Below are 22,699 nucleotides of genomic sequence, written 5' to 3'. Positions count from 1 at the left end.
AAAAGATTTTCTGAAAATATCGTCACACGCAGAGCGGTATAAACACCAACCGGAATGGTTGTGTTACGTGCATCACAAGCTGGGTATGCACCGACACGCAACCCGACAGCCGTATCCGGTTAAAAACCGTTTGGCACAAGCCGCTTACATTGCTTCGATGGCCGGGTGCGGCCGTATTAAAGAGGCGGAAGAATTGGCTCAAGTTTTCATCAACCAAAGCAATTCCGGCACAAAAAGCAGCCATATTTATGCCGGTATTTTCGCTCCTTTCCTGCCCGCCCATGCTTTGACCCTCTTGGAGCGGGCCGGCAATCCTTCGGCATCAAAATTATACCCGTACCTGCTTGCCCGTACCGGCAAACACGAGCAGGCTGAAAAATTTACTTCCTCAGCTATTCGAGAAGGACAAGCAGCCCATCATCCCGAGCTGTATCTGCTGGCAGCCAACACAGCCGCAACAACGCAAAAACAATTGGCCGATACAAACCAATACCTGAACCATTACAGTTTAGAGCCCGTATACCTGAAGAATGATAACATCCCTCCAAACGTAATGAATCTGGATTGCCCCTGCCAGCACACGGCAACCGGCCCGCTGGTCAGCATTTTGGTAACCGCCTACCAAAACGAAAAAAGAATCAATGCAGCTATAGAATCCTTATTGAAACAAACCTACCGGAATTTGGAAATTATTGTCATTGACGACGCAAGCAGCGATGCGACAAGCGAAGTCATCATCGGCTGGATGCAGAAAGATTCGCGTGTACGCTATCTCAAACTGCCTCTCAACATCGGCACGTTTGCCGCAAAAAACATTGGCCTTCAATATGCCGAAGGCGAGTTTGTTACCTGCCAAGATTCCGACGACTGGGCTCATCCGCGAAAAATCGAGTATCAAATACAGCCTCTGCTGGATAATCCGAATCTGGTCTGTACCACCTCCCGCTGGGTACGCATTCAGGATGACGGCCGTTATTATGCAAGACTCATCTACCCTTTAACCCGTCTCAATCCGGCCTCACCGCTTTTCCGCAAAGAAGCCGTCATTTCCCGCATAGGTTCATGGGATTGGGTGCGCACTGGAGCGGATAGTGAATTTTTAGAGCGCATCAAACTGGCTTTCGGGAAACGCGCCGTATTGTCGGTCAACAAACCATTAACATTCGGCGCACACCGCTCCGATTCGCTGATGACCGCTCCGGATACCGGCTACAACGCCCAAGGCATATCGGCAGGCCGTCTGAATTATTGGGAATCATGGAGAAGCTGGCATTTGGAATGCATAAAAAACAAGCTTATGCCTTATGTTTCACATCAATACAGCGGTGCTCGGCAATTTACTGCACCACAAAGCTTAAGGGTTAACCCCGAAGATGTTTTGTACTGCAAAAACAAACTTACCGAATATTAAAAACCATCAAATCGTTGGGGTCTTCGTAATTTTCAAACTAAAAATGGGAAACACATTATGACAATACTGATTACAGGGGGAACGGGCTTTATAGGCTCACATACAGCCTTATCACTATTAAAAGCACATTACGAAGTTGTTATTTTGGATAACCTGTGCAATTCATCAGCAAAAATTCTACCGCGGCTCAAACGTATTTCAGGACAAAACGTTACTTTTTATGAAGGAGATATCCGCGACCGCAAACTGCTGCGTGAAATTTTTGCAGCACACGGCATAAATACCGTCATGCACTTTGCCGGCCTGAAATCAGTAGGCGAAAGCAACACAAATCCGCTCAAGTATTATGAAAACAATGTCGTCGGCAGCCTGATTCTTACTGAAGAAATGGCCTCGGCAGGCATTTTCAACATGGTATTCAGCTCTTCAGCCACTGTTTACGGCGACCCTTTACGCACACCGATTACTGAAGATATGCCTACCGGAGATACCACAAACCCTTACGGCACTTCCAAATATATGGTTGAGCGTATTCTTTCTGATATCCAGAAATCAGATCCCCGCTGGAGTATGGTACTTTTGCGTTATTTCAATCCCATAGGTGCTCATGAAAGCGGGCTTATCGGCGAACAGCCCAACGGCATCCCCAATAATCTGCTGCCTTACATCTGCCAAGTGGCTGCCGGCAAACTGCCTTATTTATCCATTTTCGGCAACGATTATCCAACTTCAGACGGCACGGGCGTACGTGACTATATCCATGTTGTAGATTTAGCAGAAGGCCATCTGAAAGCTATGGAAGCTAAAAACAACTGCCCGGGTATCCATATCTTTAACTTGGGCACAGGTAACGGCTATTCCGTATTAGAAGTTCTCCATGCTTTCGAACAAGCTTCCGGTTTAAACGTACCTTATCAAATTAATCCCCGCCGCCCCGGTGATATTGCCGTCTGCTTTGCCGACCCTTCCCATACCACCCGGGAAATCGGCTGGCAGGCACAACGCGATTTAAGCGCAATGATGTCTGATGCCTGGCGTTGGCAATCCCTCAACCCCAACGGCTATGAATAATTTTGATCAGCGTTTCAAACGGATATTGCAAAGTGAACACAGCGTTTATTTTCACTAAAGGCATCCGCGCCCAAGGCGTGCGCAAGCTGCCCTATCTTACAGCCTTTTTGCCCGAACTTGCCGTCACCAAAGACAAGGCGAAGGCAGAGTGCATAGTGGATTGGGGCTTACTGCCCACCAACAAAAAAGCCCGTGACTACGCCGCCAAACACCACCTTCCTTTTATCGCTTTGGAAGACGGCTTTCTGCGTTCACTGGGCTTGGGCGTAGAAGGCTGGCCGCCCTATTCCGTAGTCTTCGACGATACCGGTATTTATTACGACACCACCCGCCCTTCGCGTTTGGAACAGCTGATTCTCAATGCAGATACCATGCCGTCTGAAATATTGGACGATGCAGAAAAAGCCATCAAGCTTATTCTTGACAACAAACTGTCCAAATACAACCACGCACCAGAATATCCCGCCAATCCGAATCCCCGAAGGCCGTCTGAAAAAAAGACCGTCTTGGTGATTGATCAAACCGCGGGCGATATGGCCGTCAAATACGGCAGTGCCGATGAAAACACCTTCAAGCATATGTTTCAGACGGCCTTGTCCGAAAACCCCGATGCGGAAATCTGGGTAAAAACCCACCCCGACGTACTAAGCGGTAAAAAGCGCGGTTATTTAACCGATATTTCCCTGCAGACCGGCAACGTCCGTGTGCTGGCGGAAGACATCAATCCCATTTCATTATTGGAGCAGGCAGACAAAGTTTATTGCGTAACTTCGCAAATGGGTTTTGAAGCCATGATGATGGAAAAACCCGTCGTAACCTTCGGCCTGCCCTGGTATGCAGGCTGGGGCATTTCCGACGACCGCCATCCCGCCGTACACGAACTGTATGCGCAAAACCGGCGGGCAAACCGCAACATGATCCGGCTTTTTGCCGCCGCCTATCTCCAGTACAGCCGCTATGTCAATCCGAATACCGGCGATACCGGTACATTGTTCGACGTTATCGACTATCTAGCTTCGGCCCGCCGCCTAAACGAGAAACTCCGCGGCAATCTTTACTGCCTCGGCATGACTTTTTGGAAACGTGCGGTAGTCAAACCCTTTTTAAACGTACCCTCCTGCCGACCGCATTTCATTTCATCGTTCGGCAAACTCAAATCACTCACATTGCCCGCCGATGCGAAAATTTTGGCATGGGGTGCAGACAATGAAGATGTGACCGCTTTCGCCCGCCAACACAACCTGCCCCTGCTGCGTATGGAAGACGGCTTTGTCCGTTCCGTCGGTTTAGGCTCCAATCTCGTGCCGCCCCTGTCGCTGGTTACCGACGATATGGGTATCTATTTCAACCCGAACACCCTTTCGCGTTTGGAACATATCCTGCAAAATCAAACCTTTTCCCAAAAAGATTTTCAGACGGCCTCCTATCTGCAACGTGTATTAACCGAGTCTAAAATCAGCAAATATAACGTCGGTAAAGGCCGGCTCAACATTCCCGACACTTCCCGCAAAGTGCTGCTGGTTCCCGGTCAGGTAGAAGACGATGCTTCCATCCGCTACGGCTCACCCGAAATCCGCACTAACTTGGGTTTATTGAAAAAAGTACGCGGGCTGAATCCCGATGCCTACATCATCTACAAACCCCACCCCGATGTTGTGAGCGGCAACCGTGTCGGCGCCATTCCGCCGGAAGAAGCATCACGCTATGCCGACCAAACCGTTACCGAGTGCGACATCATCACTTGCTTAAAGTATGCCGGCGAAGTGCATACCATGACTTCCCTGTCCGGATTTGAAGCCTTATTGCGGGGTAAAGCCGTACATTGTTACGGACTACCGTTTTATGCTGGCTGGGGATTGACTCACGATTATCTGAACCTTCCTCGCCGCACGCGGAAGTTAGCATTATGGGAACTGATTGCGGGCACATTGATACATTACCCTGACTATATCAATCCCGAAACTAAATACCGCACCGACGTTACAACGGCCATCAACATTTTGACTAAACAGAAAACAAAATTACAACACAGTGATTTGCTGCCCCAGCACATTATTAGCAAGCAATGGGGAAAATTGAAGCAAATTTATTCACTATTAAAATAAAACAAATGTTATAGTTATATTTATTATATAAAAATTATAAACTGTCATTATGGGAATCATCCACACCAAAAGCAATTTGGAAAATTTGATTTTCCGAAACCAGCGAATTTTATTATTGCAAGGCCCTATTGGACCTTTCTTTAAAAACTTTGGAGATTGGCTGCGTTTGGCTCACCATAAAACTGTGTTTAAACTCAATTTTAATCACGGTGATGAAGTTTATTACCCTCAAAATATCCACAATACATTTGCCTATCGGGATACCTATCAAGCATTTCCTAACTTTTTAGCTGGATTCATATCTGAAAATCAAATCGATGCCGTAGTATGCTTTGGTGACACGCGTCCTTATCATGTTACCGCCAAACAAGTAGCAGATAAGTTCGGACTTAGCTTTTGGGTTTTTGAAGAAGGTTATTTTCGCCCTTTCTACGTTACCTTAGAGCAAAACGGTGTTAATGCTTTTTCCACTCTACCTCGCGAAGCATCTTTCTTTGAGAATAAATTAGCCAGTTTTACCCAACAAACTTATCAGGCACCACCTGCTGTAAAAGGCGGATTTATGCCTATGGCTAGATGTGCTGTTCGCTATTATTGGGCTTCGGGAAGTAAACGCAAACTTTATCCGCACTACATCCACCACCGTTGCAGCAGTATTTCAAACTACATCCGTTCTTGGATGATTTCAGGTATAAAACGTGCAGCCTATGCATTCAAAGACCGTAAATTCAGCGAAGAGGTCAAGGATGGAAAGTACGGAAAATTTTATATTCTGCCACTACAGGTATTTAACGATAGTCAAGTACGCGTACACAGCGATTTTTCTTCCGTTCGCAATTTTTTGTTACATGTATTAGCTTCTTTCGCAACACATGCACCTAAGGATATCAATCTGATTGTCAAGCATCATCCCATGGACAGAGGGTTTACAGATTACCGAAAAACTATTGATCAATTTATCCGCCAACACCCCAAACTGGAAGGTCGTGTTTTTTATGTTCATGATACCCCTCTGCCCGTATTTTTACGACACGGTATCGGCATGGTCACGCTGAATAGTACCAGCGGCATTTCCGCATTAATTCACAATATGCCGGTAAAAGTGTTGGGGCGTGCAAATTACGATATTCCAGGCATAACATTTCAGGGGTGTCTAGCCGAATTTTGGAAACGACCAACGCCACCTGATCCGAAATTGTTTCACGCCTATCGGATGTACCACATAAACATCACTCAGATTAATGGTAATTTTTACAGCACGGTTAACTTTCCTGAAATTTTCGATAATACTCTTCCGAGTATCCACACCGGAGAAAAAGCTACGTTGTCTTGGCCTGTACCTATATATGAAAATTTGCAAATCTCCTCTCCTTCTCCGCTCCACAAGACTTCTTCTCATTATCCTGAGAAAAAAGGCCTACACAATGTTTCTATCCGCAACATTCACAGCACATCGAAATAGTTGAGTTGATATCCGACAAAGTAATACCTTAATTGAGGCCGTCTGAAAGTCAAGTTTTCAGACGGCCTCAATTAAACTAAAATAGCAGCCGGTTTATTTTAGGAAGTTGTCAACATGCAATACCGCATACCTCAAGAAGGCCAAACACCCTCAGAGCACACCTCCCCCGCCGCAACCGGCGCAAATTGGGAACATAAAGTGATGCGTGATGCCTTAATGGCCTCTTATCAAGAACAACGCCGCAACCGCTTTTGGCGCAATATCTGGCGTTCTGTTTGGACATTGATGATCTTATCGGTTGCCGTGCACTCTTGCAGCGATTCAGACGGCACACACCAGCTCATGGCCGCCAAATCCAGCGAACATACCGCCGTGATTTCACTCAACGGTGCAATCGGCGGCAATTACGACGAAGACCAAGTAGCCATGCTGAGAGACAGCCTCGAAGCCGCTTATGGCAATTCGGGCGTAAAAGGCATCATTATCCGGGCCAACAGCCCCGGCGGGTCGCCCGTAGTATCCAATATCGCCTTTAACGAAATCCGCCGCCTGAAAGAGGAGCACAAAAACATTCCGCTTTATGTGGTAACAGAAGATGTGTGTGCTTCCGGCTGCTACTACATCGCTTCGGCGGCCGATAAAATTTATGCCGACCCCACCAGCATTGTGGGCAGTATCGGCGTGATCGGGGGCGGCTTCGACCTCACCGGCCTGATGGACAAAATAGGTGTGAAACGCCGTTTGAAAACAGCCGGCAGCAACAAAGGCATGGGCGATCCTTTTACGCCTGAAACCCCCGAGCAAACCCGCATTTGGGAAAATATGCTGGCCGACATCCATCAAGAATTTATCAAAGCCGTGAAGCTGGGCAGGGGCAGCCGTCTGAAAGACAAAGAAAATCCCGATGTATTCAGCGGCAGAATCTACACAGGCAACGAAGCGAAAAAAATCGGCCTGATTGACGACTACGGCAGCATATACAGCGTGTCGCGCGATGTGATCAAAGCACCGGTACTGGTGGATTACACACAAGAAGACAACTTCAGAAAGTTACTCAGCCGCAGCCTGCGTTCGGAAACTTCGGCATTGCTCGAATCCGTCGGCAACCGTATTTGGTAATCTTTCCGGCAACGTGCGGTAACGCATGATGAAAATAAGTTGCCCGCTGTAAAACCGGCAAGCCGTCTGAACAGTATCTTTCAGACGGCTTGCCGGTTTTATGTATGGCTAAACTATTTGCTGAATAAAAAATCGCAGGGGCGGATGATATATCCGCCCCTGCAACATTACAGAGAAAAAATTACAGAGAAAAATTTCACTTGTATATCAGATCACTTACTTAACAACCGTTCCGCCATACTTGAGTCAAGCCCGAGTATGACGAATGTACTATTTTTAAGTTGATTGACTAAATAAGCACGCGTTCCGATAGTGCGCCTTAGCGGCTGCGTTTATTGCGCTCGTAAATCGGCATCACTTCAGGCAACATTTTGCGGATGGCTTCCATACGGTCTTTATTAGACGGATGGGTCGAGGCCAAAGTTGCCAAAGCACCGTGGCTGTGGCCGCCTACTTTTTCCATTTTTTCCCATACCGTAATCGCCGCTTGCGGGTTGTAGCCCGCTTCCGCCATCAAACGCACGCCGCCGGCATCGGCTTCACGCTCTTGGCTGCGTGAAAACGGCATATTCACGCCGTATTCGCTCAACAAGGCAGAGGAAAGATTAACCGTATCGTTGCTTACCCCTGTTTTGGCTGCCAACACCGAACCGCCCACACCAACGGCAATATTGGTTAAAACCTGCTGGCCGATGGCTTTCTTGCTGTGTTCCAACAAGGCATGGGTCATTTCATGGCCGACCACGGCAGCGATTTCATCGTCGTTCAGTTTCAAACGCTCAACCAAACCGGTGTACATAGCCATTTTGCCGCCCGGCATTGCCCAAGCATTCAGCTCGTTGGAGCGGATCACGCTCATTTCCCATTTGAAGGGAACGCCGGTTTGGTTCGCCCGTTCCGCATGGGGTTTCAAGCGGTTGAATACCGCATGAACACGCTTGGCCGTTTTGGAAGACGTATCCAAAGCACGCTGGCTACGCGCCTGATTCATCACTTGGGCGTAGTTTTTTGCCGCACCTTCATTTAAGGTTGCGCTGTCGTAACCGGCGATATCCGCCACAGAAGTACACCCCGAAACGGCCAATACGGCTGCACACAGCAAAGCACCGCTGCGTAAGGCAAATGTTGATTTCATACCTGCTCCTAAATGTGTTGATGGCACCTGAGATTGTTTTTCAGACGGCCTTCCTACTCTTTCGGAAAGGCCGTCTGAATCTTAAGCGTATCGTCGGAAAGCATTACGGCGACACGCCCTAAAAAAACCAAAAACAAACACCGTTACATTTGAATCGTACCGCGCACGGTAATGCTGATTTCTTCTGTTCCCGGTGCGGTCTGCTCCGGCACCGCCGGCGCAGCTTCGGCAGACATGGCTTTAGCCCGCATCACTTGCGCGGGTGCGCTGCTCACAGAGCTGTTGCCGATTTGTCCGAAATCCAAACGCACGATTTTGTAATTGCGGAATCCCATATTTTTGGTTAACGAATCGGCACGGTCTCTGAAACGCTTCAGCGCAGCCTTGCTGACTTCGTCCACCGTATCTTCACGGCTTTGTTTCGACACCCTGAAAGTCAGGCTGTCCAGATTGGCCTCGCTGCGCGTTTCGGCAATCAGCTTGTTAACGGCTTCAAAATTTTTACTTTCCACCTGCAATACGGCCTGCTCTTCCCAACCTGTTTGGGTTTGCTTACCCTTATCGGAAAATTCGTAGCGGGGAGAAGCACTGCGGTGCAGCAATTCGGTTTTGAACTCATTCGATGTTGCCTTACGGGTAACATGATTGAGCTTTTTGATAAAATTGGCGCTGACTTCTTCCTGATTCTTGCCTTCTTCATGCACACTCAAGCGGGCGATTGCCGTATCGCGCAGCACTTCGATACTGGCACTCTCGGAGAATTCAACAACATTGTAGTGGAGTGTTTCTGCGGAAACAGGCAATGCGGCGGCCAACAAGGCGGCAAACAATGCAACGGGCTTCAACATTTTGTCTTTCCTGTTTTAATTGTTTAAAACGTTTTGAGCTTAATTTAGCATAATTTATTGATGTTTTTTGATAAGATGTATGAAGCAGATAAAATGAAGATTAGCACATTTCTAAATTTTTATTAATTTTCTTTAATATATTCAGCAGCTTTCGTGTGTTTCATCGGCCGGCCGCATTCTATTTATACGGCATTTTTTACATAAGATTTCACTTCAGGCTTTAAAGGCAAACCGATATAGTCAATCAGCTTATTTTTAATACAAGTTGCAATAAGATGCAGACAGTGCAAACAGTACGGAACCGATTCTGTTGCCGCATTAACGGCTTACGCCACCGTTCTCTTTGAGCTAAGGTGCGGCAACGCCGTCGTCAAAGTTAAACGGATTAACCATAGCGTTTGAATTGCAGCCGCTTATCTAACGGTTGGTTAGTTCATGCTAAGAAAATGTGCCCGCATCTTCCCTATTTTCGGCACATTTGTTAAATTGTTACCCAATCCGACAAGCAGATGCGTTTACGGCGCAAGCGATTGTATTTCGGTGCGTGCCGTTAGCAGTATGCTGCAAAACCGATAGGCAAATAAACTTTATGTCTGCGACGGCCTTGCCGCCGGGTATCAAGAATAAGTTCATTTTGCTATATGCACGCGGGTGAGTCTGCAAGCATTTCAACTCACATGTGTCTTTGCAACGAACTGATTAAGATAATTGCGGCTTGATCCGATACCCTCTTCTTATTGCAGGCCGTCTGAAAAACCGAAACGGCTTTGCATCCGCCCGATAACCTTCTGCAATATACTGATCGAAGGTGCTTTTTTATGTGAAAAAAGCACCGACAGGAGAAAGTTTGAATGAAAAAACCTCTATTAAATATAAGCCCGCGCGAGGCCTTGCCGGTCTGCGCCTTGATTATCGCCACCATGGGCGTAACCATGATCGGTTTCGAATGGGTGCCGCATTTGTCTGTGATATTGGTATTGTGCGGGCTTTTGGCGATGGGCAAATGGAAAGGTTTGTCGTTTAAAGATATGCAGGAAGGCATGGCTTCGGGCGTAATGTCGGGCATCGGTGCCATTTATCTGTTTTTCTTCATTGGTCTTTTGGTATCGGCCATGATGATGTCGGGGTCGATTCCCACATTGATGTATTACGGCTTCGACTTGATTTCGCCGAGCATCTTTTATCTTTCCGTATTTGTGCTGACTTCGATTGTCGGTATTTCCATCGGCAGCAGCTTAACCACCTGCGCCACGCTGGGCGTTGCCTTTATCGGCATGGGCAGCGCATTCGGAGCGAACCCCGCCATTGTTGCGGGTGCGGTGGTATCCGGCGCATTTTTCGGCGACAAAATGTCACCGCTTTCCGACACCACCAGTATTGCCGCCTCTATCGTCGGCATCGATTTATTCGAGCACATCCGCAATATGATGTTCACCACCGTGCCGGCTTGGATTCTCACCGCCGCTATTCTGTGGATGCTCTCCGGCGATATCGCCCAAGCCGACTTATCCGGCGTACAAACCTTCCGCACCCACCTTGAAAACACCGGCCTGATTCACGGCTACGCCCTGCTGCCTTTCGCGGTATTGCTGGCTTTGGTGCTGAAAAAAGTCAACGCTATTTACGCCATCATTACCACCATCATCGTGTCGCTCATGATTACCTACATCCACAGCAGCCCCGGCATCGGCGAGCTGGGGGGTTACTTCTTCGGCGGCTACAAGCCTGCCGAAGGCTCGGATTTGGGCGAAGTGGGCAAATTGGTTTCGCGCGGCGGCATCAACAGCATGTTTTTCACCCAAACCATCGTTATTCTCGCCCTCAGCCTCGGAGGCTTGCTCAACACTTTAGGTATCTTGCCTGCATTGCTGTCGGCAATCAGCCACTTGCTCGTTAATGCCGGCAGAGCCACCTTTTCCGTGGCCGCCACTTCTTTGGGCGTAAACGTGTTGATCGGCGAACAATATCTCAGCCTGCTGCTGGCCGGAAACACCTTCAAGCCCGTTTACGAACGGCTCGGCCTGCATCCGCGCAATATTGCGCGCACGGTCGAAGATGCCGGCACCGTGATCAATCCGCTCGTTCCTTGGAGCGTGTGCGGCGTATTCATCAGCAATGTTTTGGGCGTGCCCGTTCTCGATTATCTGCCCTATGCTTTCTTCTGCTATCTGTGCCTGCTGCTTACCCTGATGTTCGGCTTTACCGGTTTCACGCTCAGCAAAGCAGACAAATAACAAAACGAGTGAGGCCGTCTGAAAAATGTTTTTCAGACGGCCTAAAATTTTTTCAGACACCGGCACCTTCCTATACTCTATTTCTACACCCTTCCCGCAAATCTCTGTCGCAAACGAACTTAACTTGCCGCATCATGGCTGCCTCGTATCAAAAATAAGCAGATTGAGACCTTTGCAAAACCCCATCTGTAGCGCATTTCTGCGTTGTGTGCTGCCCGCTCGTTTGCTCTCGCCGTGCTGCTACGCCTTGAGCTGCATCCACATCTAAGGGTTTTGCAAAGATCTCAGATTGAATATACACCACCGCCATTGCCTCTCTTTCCACCTGTTTTCTATACAACCGGCCCGAGACTTTCTTCTCAAAAAATATCTACTATAAATAAAAAAGCAGAAATTAAAACCATTTGAATATTTTATTTAGCAAAACCAACTTCACAAATGTAAAAAAATAATTGAAACCGGAACAAAAAAACATAAAAAAATAAATTTGCATGCATATTTATTCTGTATATTTTAAAAAATAAATAAAAATAAAAATTAATATTTATTTAATAAAATCATAAAACTATAAAAAATAAAATTAAATTATCATTTTCAATTAACACGTATAAATAATATTTAAAGATTTTTTACACACAATTTATAAGGTTATTTACATACAAGCTATTCATTATTGTTACCAAAGGGTATAACATCATTAATAAATGAACACGCTTTTAAGCTAAGTTCATCAATATAAACAAACTGTTTACCCCCCGTAGTTAAACGCAGTGTTATATTAAAGGAGAGTGAAATGAGCGAAAACACCAACACTTCAACCCGTAGTGCCGGTGAAACTGTGGTTGTACAAGGTACTTCCAAAGACGATGTGCTGTACGGCAGCACCGGCAAAACCGTTATTTACGGTATGGCCGGTAACGACACCATTCACGGCCAGTCCGGCATGGACACCATGTACGGCGGTCAGGGCAACGACAGCTTCTACATCAAAGGTGCAGGCGACACCGTGATTGAAAAAGCCGGCGAAGGCACCGACACCGTTTACAGCAGCATCAGCTACACCACCCCGCGCAATGTCGAAAACCTTACCCTAACCGGCAATGCCCGCATCAACGGCACCGGCAACAACGAAGACAACGTGATTACCGGTAACGACAACTACAACCGTCTGAACGGCGGTCGCGGCAACGACAGCATCTACGGTCAGGCCGGTGAAGACACCATCGACGGCGGCGAAGGTAACGACAAACTTTACGGCGGTGCCGACCGCGACAACATCTTCGGCGGTGCGGGCGATGACGTGCTCGACGGCGGCGAAGGCAAAGACGTGATGCGCGGTCAAGCAGGCGACGATACATACTACGTTGACAACGTAAACGACACCGTAATCGAAGAAGCCGGCCAAGGTACTGACGACACCATTTACAGCAGCGTCAGCTATACCGCTCCGCGCAATGTCGAAAACATCACGTTGGTAGGCGATGCCCGCATCAACGGCACCGGCAACAACGACGACAACGTGATTACCGGTAACGGCAACTACAACCGTCTGAACGGCGGCCGCGGCAACGATATTATCTACGGCCAAGCAGGCGAAGACACCATCGACGGCGGTGAAGGTAACGACTTCCTCTACGGCGGTGCCGACCGCGACAACATCTTCGGCGGCGCGGGTAACGACGTGCTAGACGGCGGCGAAGGCAAAGACGTGATGCGCGGCCAAGCGGGCGACGATATCTACTACGTTGACAACGTAAACGACACCGTAATCGAAGCTGCCGGTGAAGGCAACGACACTATTTACAGCAGCGTAAGCTACACCGCTTCGCGCAATGTCGAAAACATTACCTTAACCGGTAAAGACCGCATCAACGGCACCGGCAACAACGACGACAACGTGATTATCGGTAACGACAACTACAACCGACTGAACGGCGGCCGCGGTAACGACACCATCTACGGCCAGGCCGGTGAAGACACCATCGACGGCGGTCTCGGCGACGACAAACTCTACGGTGGTGCCGACCGCGACAACATCTTCGGCGGCGCGGGTAACGACGTGCTAGACGGCGGCGAAGGCAAAGACGTGATGCGCGGCCAAGCAGGCGACGACGTGTACTATGTCGATAACGCAAACGACACCGTGATCGAAGAAGCCGGACAAGGCAACGATACCATTTACAGCAGCGTAAGCTACACTGCTTCGCGCAATGTTGAGAACATCACATTGGTAGGCGATGCCCGCATCAACGGCACCGGCAACAACGACGACAACGTGATTACCGGTAACGACAACTACAACCGCTTGAACGGCGGCCGCGGCGACGACACCATCTATGGTAATGCCGGCGAAGACACCATCGACGGCGGCATCGGCGACGACAAACTCTACGGTGGTGCCGACCGCGACAACATCTTCGGCGGAATCGGTAACGATTACATCGACGGCGGTACCGGCAACGACTTGATGAGAGGCCAGGCAGGTGATGATACTTATTTCTTCACCAAAGGTTACGGACACGATGTTATCCGCGATACCGAAGGCAACAATATCGTTAAGCTCGGCGGCGTCGCTTTCAAAGATGTCGATTTGAAAGAAGAAAACGGCAATTGGGTGCTCACACTCAAAGAAACCGGCGATACCTTGACCATTGAAGGCCAATCTCAAGCCGGCGAATCAGTTGCTTACTTCTATTTCTCCGACGTCTCCTATGCCGCACAGGGTTTGTGGAACGATGTAAACGCAACCGATTTACTGGAAACCAACACTTCGTTAGACAGCGCGCTCGACAGCATTGTGCCTGCGCCCACAGCAGTCGGCTCGGTAGGTGTAACAGCAGAAAAAGCTGTGTACTCAAACACCAACGCCACCGTTTACAACGATGACAACACCAACACCGCTGCTGTAATCTAAGCTCTTCACACCAGCGTAACAGGCCGTCTGAAAACCGTTTGCCGTTTTTCAGACGGCCTAATTCTTGCCCCAAACCCTGCTACAATACGCCTTTATTTCCGCCGCACATTTTCCCGCCATGACAAGCCCCATCTACATCCCCCTGCGCCTGCACACCGAATTTTCGATTACCGACGGCACGGTACGCATCAAAGATGCCGTGAAAAAAGCCGTTTCAGACGGCCTGCCCGCGCTGGGCGTGAGCGATTTGATGAACATGTTCGGCTTGGTGAAATTCTATAAAGCCTGCCGCGGCGCAGGCATCAAGCCGGTGGCTTCGGCGGACGTGTGGATTGAAAACCCCGCTGCGCCCGACAAACCTTTCCGCGCCATGTTGATTGTAAAAAACGACAGCGGCTACCTGCGCCTGAGCGAACTGCTTACCGCCGCCTATGTGGGCAAAGACCGCAACGTCGATCATGCCGAGCTGCGGCAGGCATGGCTGGCCGAGGGCGACAACAGCGGCCTTATCTGCTTATCGGGCGCACACTACGGCGAAGTGGGCGCAAACCTGATGAACGGCCATGCCGATGCGGCCAAAGCGGCGGCGCAAAAATACGCGGCGTGGTTTCCCAATGCCTTTTACCTCGAACTGCAACGCCTGCCCGAACGCCCGCAATGGGAGGCTTCCGTATCCGGCAGCTTGGAAATCGCGGCGGCATTGGATCTGCCGGTAGTCGCCACCCATCCGACCCAGTTTCTCAACCGTGAAGATTTCCAAGCCCACGAAGCGCGGGTGTGCATTGCCGGCGGCTGGGTGCTGGCAGATAAAAAACGCCCGCAAGAATTTACGCCGAGCCAGTTTTTCGTATCGCCCGACGTGATGGCCGAGCGGTTCGCCGACCTGCCCGAAGCCCTGCAAAACACGGTGGAAATCGCCAAACGCTGCAACCTCACGCTCACGCTGGGCAAAAACTTTTTGCCGCTGTTCCCCACGCCCGACGGCATGTCGCTCGACGATTATCTGACCCAACTTTCCAACGAAGGTTTGCAAGAGCGCATGGTGCAGCTTTACCCCGACGAAGCGGAACGCGCCGAAAAAATGCCCGAATATCAAGCGCGCTTGGATTTTGAATTGGGCATCATCATCCAAATGGGCTTTCCGGGCTACTTCCTCATCGTACAAGACTTCATCAACTGGGCGAAAAACAACGGCTGCCCGGTGGGGCCGGGGCGCGGTTCGGGTGCAGGCTCGCTGGTGGCCTACGCGCTGAAAATCACCGACCTCGACCCGCTGAAATACGCACTGCTATTCGAGCGGTTCTTAAACCCCGAGCGCGTTTCCATGCCCGACTTCGATATCGACTTCTGCCAAAGCAACCGCGGCCGCGTGATTGAATATGTGCGCGAAAAATACGGTGCCGATGCCGTGAGCCAGATTGTTACCTTCGGCACCATGTCGTCCAAAGCCGTTATCCGCGACGTGGGCCGCGTGCTGGAACTGCCGTTCGGCCTGTGCGACCGCTTGTCGAAACTGATTCCGCTCGAAGCCAACCGCCCAGTGAGCTTGGACAAAGCGATGGAAATGGAGCCGGAAATCCGCCAGCTGATCGAAGAAGAAGGCGCGGAAGAGTTGATGACGCTGGCGCAAAAGCTGGAAGACCTCACGCGCGGCTTGGGCATGCACGCAGGCGGCGTGTTGATTGCGCCGGGCAAAATTTCCGACTTCAGCCCCGTGTATCAGGCCGACGAATCCGCCTCGCCCGTGTCGATGTACGACAAAGGCGACGTGGAAGACGTGGGCTTGGTGAAATTCGACTTCTTGGGCTTGCGCAACCTCACCATTATCGAAATGGCGCAGGAAAACATTAAAAACACCGTCGGCGAAGAAATCGACGTAAACACCATTCCGCTCGACGACCAAGCCGCCTACAAAATTTTCCGCGATGCCAACACCACCGCCGTTTTCCAGTTTGAATCGACCGGCATGAAAAAAATGCTGAAAACGGCGAACACCACCAAATTTGAAGAGTTGATCGCCTTCGTATCGCTCTACCGCCCCGGCCCGATGGACAACATTCCCGATTTCGTCGCCCGCATGAAAGGGCAGGATTTCGAATACATCCACCCGCTGCTCGAACCGGTGTTGGAGCCGACTTACGGCATCATGGTTTACCAAGAGCAGGTGATGCAGGCCGCGCAGGTGATCGGCGGCTACTCGCTCGGCGGTGCGGACTTGCTGCGCCGCGCCATGGGTAAGAAAAAACCCGAAGAAATGGTGAAACACCGCGAAATCTTCGCCAAAGGCGCGGAAGAAAAAAATATTTCCCGCAAAAAAGCCGACGAAATTTTCGACTACATGGAAAAATTCGCCGGCTACGGCTTCAACAAATCGCACGCCGCCGCCTACGCGCTGATTTCCTACCAAACCGCATGGCTGAAAGCGCATTATCCCGCCGAATTCATGGCCGCCACCATGTCGAGCGAGTTGGACAACACCGACCAGCTCAAACACTTCTACGACGACGCACGCGCCAACGGCATCGAATTTCTGCCGCCCGACATCAACGAATCGGATTACCTGTTTACCCCCAACAACCGCAAACAAATCCGCTATGCCCTCGGTGCCATCAAAGGCACCGGCGAAGGCGCGGTAGCCTCCATCATGGAAGCACGCAAACAGGGCGGCAAATTCACCGGGCTGCTCGATTTCTGCGAACGCGTCGGCAAAGAACACATGAACCGCCGCACCCTCGAAGCCCTGATACGCGGCGGCGCGTTCGACAGCATCGAGCCCAACCGCGCCATGTTGCTCGCCAACATCGACCTGGCCATGAACAACGCCGACCAAAAAGCCGCCAACGCCAATCAGGGCGGGCTATTCGACATGATGGAAGATGCCATCGCCGCCATCGAGCTGCAAGCCGCACCCGCATGGAGCGAATCGGAAAAGCTCGCCGAAGAAAAAACCGTTATCGGCTTCTACCTATCCGGCCACCCCTTCGGCCCCTACGCCCAAGAAGTGCGCCAAATCGCCCCCACCCGCCTGAGCCGTCTGAAACCGCAAGACAACGTGCGCGTGGCCGGCTTCACCACCGCCGTGCGCACCATGATGGGCAAACGCGGCAAAATCGCCTTCGCCACCCTCGAAGACCAAAGCGGGCAAGTGGAAGTGATGATTACCGGCAACGTGCTCGAAGAAAGCGCAGGCCGTCTGAAAGCCGACCAAGTGCTGATTATGGAATGCAAAGTCAGCCGCGACGACTACACCGGCGGCGACACCTTGCGCATCGTTGCCAACCAAGTGATGACGCTGCAAACCGCCCGCGAACGCTACGCCCGCAGCCTGAGCCTGAGCCTGAAACCCGAACACGACATCCCCGCTTTGGCACAGCTGCTGAACACCCACCGCCGCCCCGATACCGGCCATATCCCCATCAGCCTTTCCTACGCCAACGCCGCTGCCTGCGGCGATTTGAAGATTCCGCCCAAATGGACGGTAACGCCGAGCGCGGAACTCTTCGACAAGCTGGAAACCCTGTTGGGCGGACGCTCCGTGCGGGTAAATTGGTAGGTTTTGGGGAAGATGAATCAGGCCGTCTGAAAACCTTGCAACGGGTTTTCAGACGGCCTGATTCATGCTTCTCAATATCCGTTAAAGCTGCATTGCAAAATCTCAACGCGCTTCGTCATAAACCGCACGCACGGTTTCGCCGATGGCGGCGATGCCTTTGCGCAGGGTTTCTTCGGCTTGCGCGATGCTCATGCGGATACATTCGTGGGCGTGGCGGTAGTTTTCGGTGTCCATACCCACGAAAAACAGTTCGCTCGGAATAATCAGCGTGCCGGCGGCTTTCAGGCGTTCGTAGAGTTCATGCGAAGAAACGGGCAGGCCCTCAAACCAAATCCATAAGAAAATCGCGCCTTCGGGTTTGTGGATTTTCATCGGATAGCCGTCCAGTTCTTTTTTCAGCAGCGACACGGCAAGGGCGGCCTGCTTGCGGTAAAACGGTTGCACGACATTGTCGGACAGGTTTTTCAGACGGCCGTCTTGAATCAGAGGCGTGGCGATGGCGGCACCGAAGCGTGTGGGGGCAAGGTTCACAATCGCATTCAACGCGCTCACGGCCTTCACCACTTCGGGGTGGGCAACGATGATGCCGGTGCGCACGCCGGGCAGGCCGATTTTGGATAAACTGAAACAGAGAATAATGTTGTCGTGCCAAGTCAGCGTGGCTTTGCTGTAAATAATGTTGGGAAAAGGCATGCCGTAGGCGTTGTCGATAATCAAGGGAATGCCGTGTGCTTGGGCCAGTGCGTCCAAGCGGGCCATTTCGTTGTCGGTTAACACGTTGCCGGTGGGGTTGGTGGGGCGCGAGCAGCAGATGGCACCGATTTTGCCTGCTTTCAGTTCGGGCAGGTTTTCCAGCGCATCGAAATCGACGCGGTATTTGAAAAATCCGCTTTCGCCCTCGTGTTCGACTGCTTCGATGCGCGGCGGCACGGCGGTAAAATGTTTGCCGTCTACATGTGCGTCGGCATAACCGATGTATTCGGGTGCGAGCGGCAGCAGGATGGTTTTGTCGGTTTCGTCGCCGTTGTCGTTAAAACGGCCGCCGAACAGGTTGAACAAATAGAAAAAGGCGTTTTGCGAACCGTTGGTCAGCACGATATTGTCTGCGCTGATGCCCCAGCCGTATTCGCAGTTGAAAAAGCCGACCAACGCATCAATCAATTTGGCATCGCCTTGCGGTGTGGAATAATTGCCCACGCTCTCCACGGCAGCGTCGTTATCCACCAGCGTTTGCAGTATTTCCCGATAGGTTTGGTTAACGGCTTCGATACGCGCGGGATTGCCGCCGCCAAGCATATTCACGGGGCGGTCGCTGTTGAGCGCTTTGCCCAAGTCGTCCATTAATTGCAGAATACCGCTGTTGCGGGTGAATTTTTGGCCGAAGGCTGAGAATTGCATGGCGGGTTCCTTTGTATATTCAAATAAAAGGATTATAACCCTGCGCGCTTTTTTCGGTATGGAGAATAACGGCTTAAGCACTTATTGTTGCGGGCGTTCTCCATCAGAGACCTTGCGTCTCGTTAATTCACTTAATTTTTAATTCAAAGCAGCAAACCGCGGAGTGTGCAAACGGCTTACACCAGCGTTCTCTTGGAGCGAAAACACGGCAACGTTCGCAGTAAAAGTGAAGTGGGTTCACTATAAAAAAACGGCGAAGCTGCTCAAAGGTTTAAGGCCGTCTGAAAAAGCATGCGGGTGTTTTTCAGACGGCAGCGGATTCAAATTTGAAGTGCAACTTTCCACAACAGAAAAAGGCCAGTATGCGGTAGCATACGGCCTTTCCTGCAAGAAAGATTGCATATGAGCTACACACAACTGACCCAAGACGAACGATACCACATCCAATACCTGTCCCGCCACCACAGCATCAGCGAAATCGCCAAACGGCTTAACCGCCATAAAAGCACCATCAGCCGCGAAATCAAACGGCACTGCCCGCAAGGGCAGCAATACAGTGCCAAAAAAGCCCAACAGCAAAGCCGGCTTACCAAGCAGCGCAAAAGAAAGCCCTATAAGCTCCATTCGCAGCTGATCCAACACATCGCTACCCTCATCCGCCGCAAACTCAGCCCCGAGCAAGTGTGCGCCTATTTGCACAAACACCACCAAATCACACTCCACCACAGCACCGTCTATAACTATCTGCGCGACGACAAAAGCAACGGCGGCACTTTGTGGCAGCATCTCAGAATATGCAGCAAATCCTACCGTAAACGCTACGGCAGCACATGGAGCAGAGGCAAAGTACCCGACCGCATAGGCATTGAAAACCGACCCGCCATCGTCGACGAAAAATCCCGTATAGGCGACTGGGAAGCCGACACCATCGTCGGCAAAGATCAGAAAAGCGCATTATTGACACTGGTCGAACGGGTTACCCGCTACACCATTATCTGCAAATTGAAGAACTTCAAAGCCCAAGATACGGCCAATGCCGTCATTCGGGCGCTGAGGGCGCATAAAGACAGGGTGCACACCATCACCATGGATAACGGCAAGGAATTCTACCGCCACACCCGGATAGCCAAAGCATTGGCAGCGGAAACTTATTTCTGCCGCCCTTACCGTTCTTGGGAAAAGGCGCTGAATGAAAACACCAACGGACTCATCCGCCAATACTTCCCCAAACAAACGGATTTCCGCAACATTAGTGAGCGGGAAATACGCAGGGTTCAGGATGAGCTGAACCACCGGCCAAGAAAAACACTTGGCTATGAAACGCCAAGTGTTTTATTCTTGAATCTGTTCCAACCACTACTACCTGAGTGTTGCACTTGAAATTAGAATCTAAGGGCCTCAAGCGGTATGGGAATATAACTTACAGTCAATCCGCTCTTTTTTAATTCAAAGCAGCAAGCCGCAGACGGGAATTTTGCAAAGGCTTCATTAGTCTTGCAATAGCCTTTCTCAATCGGGTATCCTTATATCCTATACTATTATTGAAAATAGTTCTCATTATTGATAGTATAGCCAACCGGCAAACACAGCTGCCGCTTCACTTTAATTTATGTCATATCTATATCAGGAGAATGTATCATGCGCCGTTTTTTAACCACTGCATGTTTGGTTTTGGCCGCTTTTTCGGCATCGCCCGCTTACTCAAAATTTAAAGTGGTTACCACTTTTACCGTGATTCAGGACATCGCCCAAAACGTGGCCGGCGATGCGGCAACAGTGGAATCGATTACCAAGCCGGGAGCGGAAATTCACGATTACCAACCCACACCGCAAGATATTGCCAAAGCGCAGTCGGCCGATTTGGTGCTGTGGAACGGCATGAATCTCGAACGCTGGTTTGAACGCTTCTTCCAAAATGTGAAAAACAAACCGGCGGTGGTGGTTACCAAAGGCATCACCCCGATGTCGATTCACGAAGGCCCTTACAAAGGCATGCCCAACCCGCACGCGTGGATGTCGACCAGCAATGCTTTGGTGTACATCGAAAACATTAAAAACGCGCTGGTGAAATACGACCCGAAAAACGCGGCGGTTTATACCAAAAATGCGGCGGCATACAGCAGCAAAATCAAACAGCTCGACAAGCCTTTGCGTGCCAAATTGATGCAGGTGCCGCAAAACCAGCGGTTCTTGGTAAGCAGCGAAGGTGCGTTCAGCTATCTGGCGAAAGACTACGGCTTCAAAGAAGTTTACCTGTGGCCGATTAATGCCGAACAACAAGGCACGCCGCAACAGGTGCGCAAAGTAATCGACGTGGTGCGCCAAAACAAAATTCCGGTGGTGTTCAGCGAAAGCACCATTTCGCCCAAGCCGATGAAACAGGTGGCGAAAGAAACCGGTGCCAAATACGGCGGCGTATTGTATGTGGATTCGCTTTCCGCCAAAAACGGCCCGGTGCCGACTTATACCGACCTGCTGAATACAACGGTATCGACGATTGTTAAAGGATTTGGAAAATAATGATGTCCCCCGCTGCTGCTTCGATTCGTGTCGAAGATGTTACCGTGCGCTACAACAACGGCCACACGGCCATTTATGATTTTTCGCTGGATTTGGAAGGCGGCATGACCTGTGCGCTGGTCGGTGTGAACGGCAGCGGCAAGTCCACATTGTTTAAAAGCCTGATGGGTTTGCTCAAGCCGCGCAAGGGCGATATCCGCCTGTGCGGGCTGCCCATCGCGCAGGCTTTGAAAAGCAATCTGGTTTCTTATGTGCCGCAAAGCGAAGAAGTGGACTGGCAGTTTCCCGTTTCGGTTTACGATGTGGTGATGCAGGGGCGTTACGGCTACATGAATTTTCTGCGTATTCCGAGTAAAACCGACAAACAGAAAGTTCAGACGGCCATGGAACGCGTCGATATCGCCCATCTTGCCGAACGGCAAATCGGCGAGCTTTCCGGCGGCCAGAAAAAACGCGTCTTTCTCGCCCGCGCGTTGGCGCAAGACAGCAAGGTGATTCTGCTGGACGAGCCGTTTACAGGCGTGGACGTGAAAACCGAAAACATGATTATGGATCTTCTCGGCCAGTTGCGCGCGGAAGGCCGTCTGATTTTGGTCTCCACACACAATCTGGGCGTTGTGCCCGACTTTTGCGACCGCGTGGTGATGATCAACCGCACCGTATTGGCGGCCGGTTCTACCGAATCCACGTTCAACCAGCACAATCTCGAAGTCGCATTCGGCGGCGTGCTGCGCCACTTCAAACTGGCCGGCAGCGATTTGCACGACGATGAAGACAAACGCGCCGTTACGGTGCTGACCGACGACGAACGGCCCGCGGTGTTTTACGGCGAAACCAAAATCGACCCGCCCGCATCCATCGCAAAATGCGGCTGCAACTGTGAGGAAGAAACCGTGCAGGAGCAAACGGAAAACGGCGGGGAGCGTTGA

The 22,699-nt window shown here is 50.6% G+C and carries 16 protein-coding genes and 1 pseudogene; 14 read left to right on the top strand and 3 right to left on the bottom strand.

The genetic code is table 11. The features are described from left to right. Positions 1–85: 85 nt before the first annotated feature. The 5 genes from LVJ88_RS01620 to LVJ88_RS01600 all read left to right on the top strand — a co-directional run bounded on the left by LVJ88_RS01620 (position 86) and on the right by LVJ88_RS01600 (position 7,168). On the top strand, positions 86–1,411 hold the full coding sequence (locus tag LVJ88_RS01620; protein ID WP_158087949.1) for a glycosyltransferase family 2 protein: 1,326 nt from the start codon (positions 86–88) through the stop codon (positions 1,409–1,411). A gap of 57 nt (positions 1,412–1,468) precedes the next feature. Continuing rightward, positions 1,469–2,482 (top strand): UDP-glucose 4-epimerase GalE, encoded by a 1,014-nt coding sequence (gene galE / locus LVJ88_RS01615; RefSeq protein ID WP_085418930.1) that lies wholly within the window; start codon positions 1,469–1,471, stop codon positions 2,480–2,482. Positions 2,483–2,514: 32 nt separating this feature from the next. Beyond that, entirely contained in the window at positions 2,515–4,587 is a 2,073-nt protein-coding gene (locus LVJ88_RS01610; RefSeq protein WP_198941591.1) for a capsular polysaccharide biosynthesis protein, read from the top strand. 49 nt (positions 4,588–4,636) lie between these two features. Further along, positions 4,637–6,049 (top strand): capsule biosynthesis protein, encoded by a 1,413-nt coding sequence (locus tag LVJ88_RS01605; protein WP_085359794.1) that lies wholly within the window; start codon positions 4,637–4,639, stop codon positions 6,047–6,049. 114 nt (positions 6,050–6,163) lie between these two features. Next, complete coding sequence (locus tag LVJ88_RS01600; protein ID WP_085359796.1) at positions 6,164–7,168, top strand: S49 family peptidase; 1,005 nt, start codon at positions 6,164–6,166, stop codon at positions 7,166–7,168. A 319-nt stretch (positions 7,169–7,487) separates the two neighbouring features. Here the strand turns inward: LVJ88_RS01600 and LVJ88_RS01595 are convergent, their stop codons facing one another. Next, the gene (locus LVJ88_RS01595) at positions 7,488–8,303 is read right to left on the bottom strand and encodes a M48 family metallopeptidase (RefSeq protein ID WP_085359798.1); all 816 of its coding nucleotides are present in this window, start codon (positions 8,301–8,303) and stop codon (positions 7,488–7,490) included. On the opposite strand from LVJ88_RS01595, the gene LVJ88_RS12525 reads away from it, so the two are divergent. After that, the gene (locus tag LVJ88_RS12525) at positions 8,291–8,425 is read left to right on the top strand and encodes a hypothetical protein (RefSeq protein ID WP_269844518.1); all 135 of its coding nucleotides are present in this window, start codon (positions 8,291–8,293) and stop codon (positions 8,423–8,425) included. The genes LVJ88_RS01595 and LVJ88_RS12525 overlap by 13 nt on opposite strands. 21 nt (positions 8,426–8,446) lie before the next feature. Here LVJ88_RS12525 and LVJ88_RS01590 read toward each other — a convergent pair whose 3' ends face one another. Further along, the gene (locus tag LVJ88_RS01590) at positions 8,447–9,151 is read right to left on the bottom strand and encodes an SIMPL domain-containing protein (RefSeq protein ID WP_085418931.1); all 705 of its coding nucleotides are present in this window, start codon (positions 9,149–9,151) and stop codon (positions 8,447–8,449) included. Between the two features lie 851 nt (positions 9,152–10,002). Between LVJ88_RS01590 and nhaC the strand changes: the two genes are divergently transcribed. The 4 genes and pseudogenes from nhaC (at position 10,003) to dnaE (ending at position 17,852) form a co-directional block, all read left to right on the top strand. After that, positions 10,003–11,385, top strand: a complete 1,383-nt coding sequence (nhaC, locus tag LVJ88_RS01585) for a Na+/H+ antiporter NhaC (protein ID WP_085359802.1) — start codon at positions 10,003–10,005, stop codon at positions 11,383–11,385. A gap of 195 nt (positions 11,386–11,580) precedes the next feature. Next, positions 11,581–11,673: pseudogene (locus LVJ88_RS01580) on the top strand (lipoprotein signal peptidase); the annotation flags it as partial. 505 nt (positions 11,674–12,178) lie between these two features. Then, on the top strand, positions 12,179–14,299 hold the full coding sequence (locus LVJ88_RS01575; protein WP_085419009.1) for a calcium-binding protein: 2,121 nt from the start codon (positions 12,179–12,181) through the stop codon (positions 14,297–14,299). A 118-nt stretch (positions 14,300–14,417) separates the two neighbouring features. Beyond that, positions 14,418–17,852 carry a DNA polymerase III subunit alpha gene (gene dnaE / locus LVJ88_RS01570; RefSeq protein ID WP_085419011.1) on the top strand — a complete coding sequence of 1,145 codons (3,435 nt, stop codon included), beginning with the start codon at positions 14,418–14,420 and terminating at the stop codon, positions 17,850–17,852. 102 nt (positions 17,853–17,954) lie between these two features. On the opposite strand, the gene LVJ88_RS01565 is transcribed toward dnaE, so the two are convergent. Further along, positions 17,955–19,250, bottom strand: a complete 1,296-nt coding sequence (locus tag LVJ88_RS01565; protein WP_085419010.1) for a valine--pyruvate transaminase — start codon at positions 19,248–19,250, stop codon at positions 17,955–17,957. A gap of 226 nt (positions 19,251–19,476) precedes the next feature. Here LVJ88_RS01565 and LVJ88_RS01560 point away from each other — a divergent pair, with 226 nt between their 5' ends. The 4 genes from LVJ88_RS01560 (at position 19,477) to LVJ88_RS01545 (ending at position 22,699) form a co-directional block, all read left to right on the top strand. Then, positions 19,477–19,656, top strand: coding sequence for a hypothetical protein (locus tag LVJ88_RS01560; protein WP_198941596.1), 180 nt, complete (start codon positions 19,477–19,479; stop codon positions 19,654–19,656). Then, positions 19,653–20,630, top strand: coding sequence for an IS30 family transposase (locus tag LVJ88_RS01555; RefSeq protein WP_244694145.1), 978 nt, complete (start codon positions 19,653–19,655; stop codon positions 20,628–20,630). Before LVJ88_RS01560 ends, LVJ88_RS01555 begins: the two co-directional genes overlap by 4 nt. Before the next feature lie 258 nt (positions 20,631–20,888). Further along, on the top strand, positions 20,889–21,770 hold the full coding sequence (locus LVJ88_RS01550; RefSeq protein WP_085418755.1) for a metal ABC transporter substrate-binding protein: 882 nt from the start codon (positions 20,889–20,891) through the stop codon (positions 21,768–21,770). Further along, a complete protein-coding gene (locus LVJ88_RS01545; RefSeq protein WP_269844508.1) occupies positions 21,770–22,699 on the top strand; it encodes an ATP-binding cassette domain-containing protein in 930 nt (309 codons plus the stop codon). The genes LVJ88_RS01550 and LVJ88_RS01545 overlap by 1 nt, the downstream gene beginning before the upstream one ends.

The sequence above is a fragment of the Neisseria dumasiana genome, assembly GCF_022870885.1.
In the GTDB taxonomy this organism is placed as follows: domain Bacteria; phylum Pseudomonadota; class Gammaproteobacteria; order Burkholderiales; family Neisseriaceae; genus Neisseria; species Neisseria dumasiana.
This window is presented reverse-complemented; position numbering and strand designations above follow the sequence as displayed.

Bases quoted from the DNA above. Each gene is read 5' to 3' on its own strand.
- LVJ88_RS12525 (WP_269844518.1), top strand. From the start codon at position 8,291: ATGTTGATTTCATACCTGCTCCTAAATGTGTTGATGGCACCTGAGATT.
- dnaE (WP_085419011.1), top strand. From the start codon at position 14,418: ATGACAAGCCCCATCTACATCCCCCTGCGCCTGCACACCGAATTTTCG.
- LVJ88_RS01600 (WP_085359796.1), top strand. From the start codon at position 6,164: ATGCAATACCGCATACCTCAAGAAGGCCAAACACCCTCAGAGCACACC.
- LVJ88_RS01555 (WP_244694145.1), top strand. From the start codon at position 19,653: ATGAGCTACACACAACTGACCCAAGACGAACGATACCACATCCAATAC.
- LVJ88_RS01550 (WP_085418755.1), top strand. From the start codon at position 20,889: ATGCGCCGTTTTTTAACCACTGCATGTTTGGTTTTGGCCGCTTTTTCG.
- galE (WP_085418930.1), top strand. From the start codon at position 1,469: ATGACAATACTGATTACAGGGGGAACGGGCTTTATAGGCTCACATACA.
- nhaC (WP_085359802.1), top strand. From the start codon at position 10,003: ATGAAAAAACCTCTATTAAATATAAGCCCGCGCGAGGCCTTGCCGGTC.
- LVJ88_RS01595 (WP_085359798.1), bottom strand. From the start codon at position 8,303: ATGAAATCAACATTTGCCTTACGCAGCGGTGCTTTGCTGTGTGCAGCC.
- LVJ88_RS01545 (WP_269844508.1), top strand. From the start codon at position 21,770: ATGATGTCCCCCGCTGCTGCTTCGATTCGTGTCGAAGATGTTACCGTG.
- LVJ88_RS01575 (WP_085419009.1), top strand. From the start codon at position 12,179: ATGAGCGAAAACACCAACACTTCAACCCGTAGTGCCGGTGAAACTGTG.
- LVJ88_RS01565 (WP_085419010.1), bottom strand. From the start codon at position 19,250: ATGCAATTCTCAGCCTTCGGCCAAAAATTCACCCGCAACAGCGGTATT.
- LVJ88_RS01590 (WP_085418931.1), bottom strand. From the start codon at position 9,151: ATGTTGAAGCCCGTTGCATTGTTTGCCGCCTTGTTGGCCGCCGCATTG.
- LVJ88_RS01620 (WP_158087949.1), top strand. From the start codon at position 86: ATGCACCGACACGCAACCCGACAGCCGTATCCGGTTAAAAACCGTTTG.
- LVJ88_RS01605 (WP_085359794.1), top strand. From the start codon at position 4,637: ATGGGAATCATCCACACCAAAAGCAATTTGGAAAATTTGATTTTCCGA.